The sequence below is a fragment of the Coriobacteriia bacterium genome (assembly GCA_031292615.1).
Classification (GTDB): domain Bacteria; phylum Actinomycetota; class Coriobacteriia; order Anaerosomatales; family JAAXUF01; genus JARLGT01.
The window spans coordinates 1-6,207 of the sequence record JARLGT010000100.1; the positions used below are offsets into that span (position 1 = coordinate 1).

Sequence of the window (6,207 nt, forward strand, 5' to 3'; positions counted from 1 at the left end):
CTGGCGGGCACCGGCAACGCCAACCGCGCGCTTCCAGGTGGCTTCCAGCGTCACCAAGTCATTCTCGTCGGTCACGACAAGCTCGGCCCGGGCGAGGCGGCGTGCTCCGTCTGCCACGACGACATGACGCGCAACCCCGGGATGCTCAAAGCGATCGATGGCTCGCTGATCGATATCAAGACAGGCGACATCTCGCTTGTCTGCTACCGCTGTCACGAGAACAAGTACAAGGAGTTCAAAGCCGGCACGCACGGCAAGCACCAGGCCAGTTGCGTTGCGGCCGGGTGCCACGACCCGCACACGCCGGGCTACATATATGCTCCGCCGCTGATGCCGTTCGTGGGCACCGGCTTCCAGTTCAAGGTTCTGCCCACGCGCGAGCCCTTCAAGGCGCTCGCCTCTCCCGCACCCAACCCTCCGGTCACGACGCCATGGTGGTTCGCGGCGATCGCGGCTGTCGGTGTGGTGACGGCGGGCGGGCTTATCGGCATGCTGGCTTCAGGAAGGTTCAAGCGATGAGCCACGAAAATGGTCGCGTCTCGGCGAGCGAGGAAACCGCCGAGTTCAAGGCTACGATCTCTCGGCGGCAGTTCCTCCAGCGAGTGGGCATCGTCGCTGGTCTGGTGGTAGTGGGCGCGATCCCCGCAGTGCTCACCTCGCCGGAGACCCTCCCCTCGGCAGACGGTGCTGAGTCCGGGGCGCCCACGCTCGCCAGCAAGATCAACCCGCTGCAGCACATCATCGACCAGGATCAGCCCGTCAACTACCCGGGCAAGCCCGTCTGGTATGCCGACCCCGCCGGCAACCAGAAGTGGGCGATGGTCATCGACGTGAAGGCTTGCGTTGGATGCCGCAAGTGCGTCTACGCATGCGTCAAAGAGAACAACATCGGCCGCAACTCAGGCTTTACCTACATCAAAGTGCTGGAGATGGAGCCGGGCTCGGTCGACCTGGAGACGTCCAACGCCAACTACACGGAGGGCGGCTCGCCCGACAAGTGGTATCTGCCCGTCCAGTGCATGCACTGTGCGAAGCCCACGTGTGTCTACGGGTGCCCGGTCAAGGCGACGTGGAAGGAGCCCGACGGCATCGTGCTCATCGATTACAACAAGTGCATCGCATGCCGCAACTGCATCGTGACGTGCCCGTACGCCGCCCGCCACTTCAACTGGGTCGACCCAGAAGTTCCCAAGGCCGAGATCAACCCCAAGGTGCCCCTTCAGCAGAAGTCTGGCGTTGTGGAGAAGTGCACGTTCTGCGTCCAGCGCACCCGCAACGGCATGACCACCGCATGCACGGAGGCCTGCCCGGTTGGTGCTCGCAAGTTCGGCGACCTGAACGACCCTAACAGCGACGTTTCGGTTCTCATCCGCACGAGGCGGGCGTTCCGGCTCAAGGAAGACCTCGGCTCCGGTCCCATGATCTGGTATGTGGGGTGACGAGATGACTGATGCAACAGCCAAATCCCGCCCCGGCGTAGTCCGTTTCATCGGCGTGGACTTCGACTTCGGTGCACTAAAGGCCGCCAGCCCGCGCTACTGGACGTGGGTGGGCGTGCTCGGTGCGTTCATGGCAGTGGGTGCCGTTGCGTGGCTCGTGTACATGACGCACGGCGGAGCCGTCATGGCGATGCGCGACGGCACGCCGTGGGGCCTGTGGTTCACCAACTACATGTACTACGTCGGGCTGGCAGCCGGCGGCCTGGTCGTCTACGCCAGCGTGCATCTATTCGGCGCGGAGCAGTTCAGGCCGCTCTCACGCCTGGCCGTCCTGCTCGCCGGCGTCCTGGTCATGCTGGCACTTCTCGGCATCGTGACGGACATGGAGCGGCCGTGGCGAGCCGTCTGGATGCTGCTGACGCCAAACCCCACCTCACCGTTCGTGTATACGGGTAGTGCGGCCAACATCTACATGATCATCTGCTTCGTGGACCTGTGGGTTCTGATCACCGGCAAGGGCGGCCACAAGCTGGCCCTCACGATGACGCTCATCGCGCTTCCGGCGGCCATCTATCTGCACACCACAACGGCATTCGTGCTCTCGATGAACAAGTCTCGCGAGCTGTGGCATTCGGCGATGATGGTGCCGATCTTCTTGACCTCGGCAACGGCGTCGGGAGTATCGCTCCTCTTGATCGTTGCCTACATCGTCCAATCGCTGACGAAGATGAAGTTCAAGCCGAGCATGTTCCGCAGCCTTTCGACGCTGCTCGCAACGGTCATGATCATCGACCTGTTCATGCTCGTGGTCGAGATCCTGTCCATATTCTGGCCCACGTCCGCCGAGCCCGGTCACACCATCAGGATGATGGAGTTCTTCACAGGAACGTACACGTGGTTCTTCGTGCCAGTCCTTGTCTTGGGAGGCACCGCGTTTGCCCTGTTGTCGCGTCGCAAGACCCGACATCTGCCGGCCGTACAGATCACCGCTGCGTCGCTCTATGTGTTCGCCGTGTTCCTCAAGCGCTACTCGCTTGAAGGCATGGGCTTCGTTCGCGACCCGCTGGGTCAGTACATCGGATTGTACGTTCCAAGCGCCGTCGAGATCTTCCTCGCCCTGGGCATTCTGGCGTTCGGCATGTTGCTCGTGACGCTTGCGCTGAAGGTGCTTCCGATCGAGGTGCCGGAGGACGACGGTCACGGCGAGCCTGTGATCGACTACGACGCCGAGTTCAATGCTGCTGCCCGAGCTGAGCTTGAGCCGGAGGTGGCGTCGTGACCGAGGAGACCAGCACAAGACAGAGCAAGAACGCGAATCTGCCCCGCAACCTGTGGTGGATCGTCCTCGGCGTAATCGCAGCGCTGCTCATACTTGGCGTTGTGGTCGCTCTCTACTTCACCGCTCAGCCATCGTACCTATCGCGCTACCCCGCCTATCAGCGCAGCTACTCGACGATGCAGACGTCAAGCCACAAGGGCATGACCTGTGCGCAGTGCCACGTCGACTCCAGCAACGCAGTGGGCTACCGAATCGGGCTTGTGGCCGACTTCTATGTCGGGCTGTTCAGCAAGTCGGATTCGCCGGTGTTCACGAAGCTCGGCGTCCCAACGCGCGAAGCGTGTCTGAGGTGCCACGCCTACGACTGGAGCATGGACGCGGCTCGGACCTCAAAGGTGCCGCACCCGGCGCACCTCCGCGTGATCACGGAGACTCGCGACTGCATGACGTGCCATCGCTGGACCGGTCACGAAGAGACGTACATGCAGCAGCACCAGAGGATGCCGTTCTCGACCGTGTGCGCCTCGTTCGCGTGCCACGTTGGATTCAAGCAGGCGAACGACTGCAAGAACTGCCATCACCAGCTGCAGCAGAGCCTTGGCGTTTGGAAGCAGGATCACCCCAAGGTCGTCCAGGTCGTCGGGCCCAACGCCTGCCTCGAGAAGTGTCACACCGCCGAGCAGTGCCGCACGTGCCATACCACGGGCAAACTGCCTGTATTCGCCAACACCATCGATGCATCGACCGTCACGGCAATCGAGGCCGCGCACGTCAAGAGCAACTGGCTGACACAGCACGGCACGTTCGCGCTCGTAGACCAGTCCAAGTGCATGACCTGCCACGTGACGTTGCAGGAGTGCAAGGACTGCCACGCGAATCGCCCGGCGTTCCACGGCACTGACAACACGGCGTGGATAGGCACCGGGCACGAGAAACTCGCCGGAGATCCGCGACGCTGCTTCGCGTGTCACCAGGCCTCCCAGTGCAACAACTGCCACCAGCAGTTCGGCGCGAAGGTGAAGACGTTCGTCGAGACGACGGTGACCCCCTAAAGTGGCCGAGACCGACAAGATGCCCCCCGACGATATGGGCGCTCCCGCCGAGCCGCTCGAGTCCGGCGAGCCGCAAGCACCCGCACACAAGCGCCGCCGCTTCCCCTGGAAGTCGGCGATCGCGCTGCTCGTCATCCTCGTACTGGTGCTGCCCGTCTACTTCACCCTGCAGCCGAGCTACTACGATCGATATCCTCAGCTGCACAGCCGAATCGACGCGTGGCGCAAGTCAACGCACGCGCGCATCTCCTGCGCACAATGCCACGTCGACCCCGGCCCTGTGGGCTTCCTGACCTTCGCCGCCAAGTCGATTCCGGCCTTCTACTCGCAGCTCATCTTCGGCCCGAGCGACGAGAACCTGCTCTCGGTGCCGGACACCGCGGCGTGCCAGAAGTGCCATACCGACTACCGCGAGGTCTCACCCGCAGGCGACCTGCTCATCCCACACCGGGCGCACGTCGAAGTGCTCAAGATCAAATGCGCCGTGTGCCACAAGAACCTCGTTCACTCGCTTAACGCGGCGGGCTTCAACAAGCCCGAGATGCAGACATGCCTGAGCCTGTGCCACAACGGCGTCAAGGCCACCAACCAGTGCAACAAATGCCACACCCGGAAGCAGGTTCCTCCGAGCCACCTGGCCAAGGACTGGCTGACCGTGCACCCGACCATGGTCGGCAAGATCGACTGTGCGAAGTGCCACGCCTGGGCTCCCAACTACTGCCGAGAGTGCCACTCGCATCGGCCGCCGTCGCATGTTGGCAACTGGAAGCAACTCCACGGGGCGCGCGCCAAGGCGATTGGTACCAAGGGCTGCCTGTTCTGCCACGGCGCCGAGTTCTGCGCGAAGTGCCACTAGCTCTGTCATCGATCCAACCCATCCTCTCGTAAGGAGGAACGGTGCCCGACGAGAACGACATGAAGGACGACAAGCCCCGCGGCGGACGCATCCGACGTGCTTGGCGCATGGAGGCAATCTCCAGCGCTCGTGTCCGCGCTCTCGTGAGGCTCGGCGCGGTCCTCATCGTGTTCGCGATCCTGGTCATCGTACCGGGCTACATCGCCCTGCAGCCGAGCTTCGTCCAGCGCTACTCCAACTTGGCGCCCGAGTACAAGACGTGGTCGACATCGGCACACGCCGACGTCGCCTGTCAGCAGTGCCACATCGCACCGCGTCCGCTCGACCAGACCCTGTACGCCGCAAGGATGGTCGGTGAGTTCTACCTCTCGATCGTCATGCCGAACCGCCAGCCCCATCTCTACCCGGTGCCGGTCAACGCTGCCTGCCAGAGCTGCCACACAGACCTACGCACCGTCTCTCCGTCCGGCGACCTCAACATCCCGCATCTCGCCCATGTCGCCGTGCTCAAGATGCAGTGCGTGAGATGCCACACGTACCTGGTGCACGCCAAGAGCCCTGAAGGGACCAACAAGCCGAGGATGGCGACGTGCCTGACGTGCCACGACGGCAAGGTGGCCAAGAACTCGTGCTCGACGTGCCACACGAACAAGGCGATTCCGCCGAGCCACCAAGCCGCGAACTGGACCATCATCCACCCGCTCATGCAGTCCAAGATCGACTGCAAGCCCTGCCATGCGTGGACTGCGAACTGGTGCGCCGACTGCCATTCTCGCCGCCCTCGTGATCACACCGCCGACTGGCGTACGCAGCACGGCAAGCAGGTTGCCATCCATCGCAACTGCGAGGTGTGTCATACGGCACCGTTCTGCATACGCTGCCACGGCGTTGTGCCGCAGTTGAACTTCAACCCGGCGCTACAACTCGTCAAGTAAGTCGGAACCCCGAGGCGGGTGTGTGCTCGGCGTCACATGATGAAACCGCACATTGTGCGCGAAACCTTCCCCCGGCGTGTCGAGGAGCCGATAGTCGGCCCTGCACGGGGACATAAGGTCGCCCGCGCTCCCCTCAAGGGCGGAGGAGGTGCGAGGCTATGAAGCGATCGCGCAAGAGCGAGGGCTTCACGCTCGTCGAACTAATGGTGGTCGTTCTAGTCATCGGCATTCTGGTGGCCATCGCCGTGCCGGTGTTCAACGCGGCGCGCAGCACGGCGCAGCAGAAGACCTGCTTCGCGAACCAGCGGACGCTCGAAGGCGCTGCGATCAACTACTCGAGCCAATACGGGGCGTATCCGGCGGCCGGTACGGTCGACGCCACACACCCGCTGATCGCAAACGGTTTTGTGAAGGCGCCGCCGGTCTGCCCGCTCGGCGGCCAGCAGTACGCGATGGACGCATCGGGCACCGTTACATTGGCAAGCCTGACCTGCGGTCACCCGCATTACTAACCGCTAGTTGCGTCCACGTCTATGGCAAAGAGAAGGGGGGGGCGGGCGGCCCCCCCCGCCCCCGCCTATTGAAAAAAAAACCTTATCCGAGATCCCGCAGCACAAGGGCCTATAACTTATACCACCCGCCCCGC

The 6,207-nt window shown here is 63.2% G+C and carries 7 protein-coding genes; all 7 read left to right on the top strand.

What is annotated here, in order from left to right; all coding sequences use genetic code 11:
* Positions 1–519 (top strand): cytochrome c3 family protein (locus tag P4L93_08935; GenBank protein ID MDR3687064.1); only part of this gene is annotated, 519 nt, incomplete at its 5' end.
* Positions 516–1,439: a 4Fe-4S dicluster domain-containing protein gene (locus P4L93_08940; GenBank protein MDR3687065.1), complete on the top strand. Its 924-nt coding sequence runs from the start codon at positions 516–518 to the stop codon at positions 1,437–1,439. The genes P4L93_08935 and P4L93_08940, both read left to right, overlap by 4 nt.
* A gap of 4 nt (positions 1,440–1,443) precedes the next feature.
* A complete protein-coding gene (nrfD, locus tag P4L93_08945) occupies positions 1,444–2,718 on the top strand; it encodes a polysulfide reductase NrfD (protein MDR3687066.1) in 1,275 nt (424 codons plus the stop codon).
* On the top strand, positions 2,715–3,770 hold the full coding sequence (locus P4L93_08950; protein MDR3687067.1) for a hypothetical protein: 1,056 nt from the start codon (positions 2,715–2,717) through the stop codon (positions 3,768–3,770). The genes nrfD and P4L93_08950 overlap by 4 nt, the downstream gene beginning before the upstream one ends.
* Before the next feature lies 1 nt (position 3,771).
* Positions 3,772–4,626, top strand: coding sequence for a cytochrome c3 family protein (locus P4L93_08955; protein MDR3687068.1), 855 nt, complete (start codon positions 3,772–3,774; stop codon positions 4,624–4,626).
* A 41-nt stretch (positions 4,627–4,667) separates the two neighbouring features.
* Entirely contained in the window at positions 4,668–5,561 is an 894-nt protein-coding gene (locus P4L93_08960; GenBank protein MDR3687069.1) for a hypothetical protein, read from the top strand.
* 158 nt (positions 5,562–5,719) lie between these two features.
* The gene (locus P4L93_08965) at positions 5,720–6,073 is read left to right on the top strand and encodes a prepilin-type N-terminal cleavage/methylation domain-containing protein (GenBank protein ID MDR3687070.1); all 354 of its coding nucleotides are present in this window, start codon (positions 5,720–5,722) and stop codon (positions 6,071–6,073) included.
* The last annotated feature ends 134 nt before the right edge of the window (positions 6,074–6,207 follow it).

Bases quoted from the DNA above. Each gene is read 5' to 3' on its own strand.
- P4L93_08965 (MDR3687070.1), top strand. From the start codon at position 5,720: ATGAAGCGATCGCGCAAGAGCGAGGGCTTCACGCTCGTCGAACTAATG.
- P4L93_08940 (MDR3687065.1), top strand. From the start codon at position 516: ATGAGCCACGAAAATGGTCGCGTCTCGGCGAGCGAGGAAACCGCCGAG.
- nrfD (MDR3687066.1), top strand. From the start codon at position 1,444: ATGACTGATGCAACAGCCAAATCCCGCCCCGGCGTAGTCCGTTTCATC.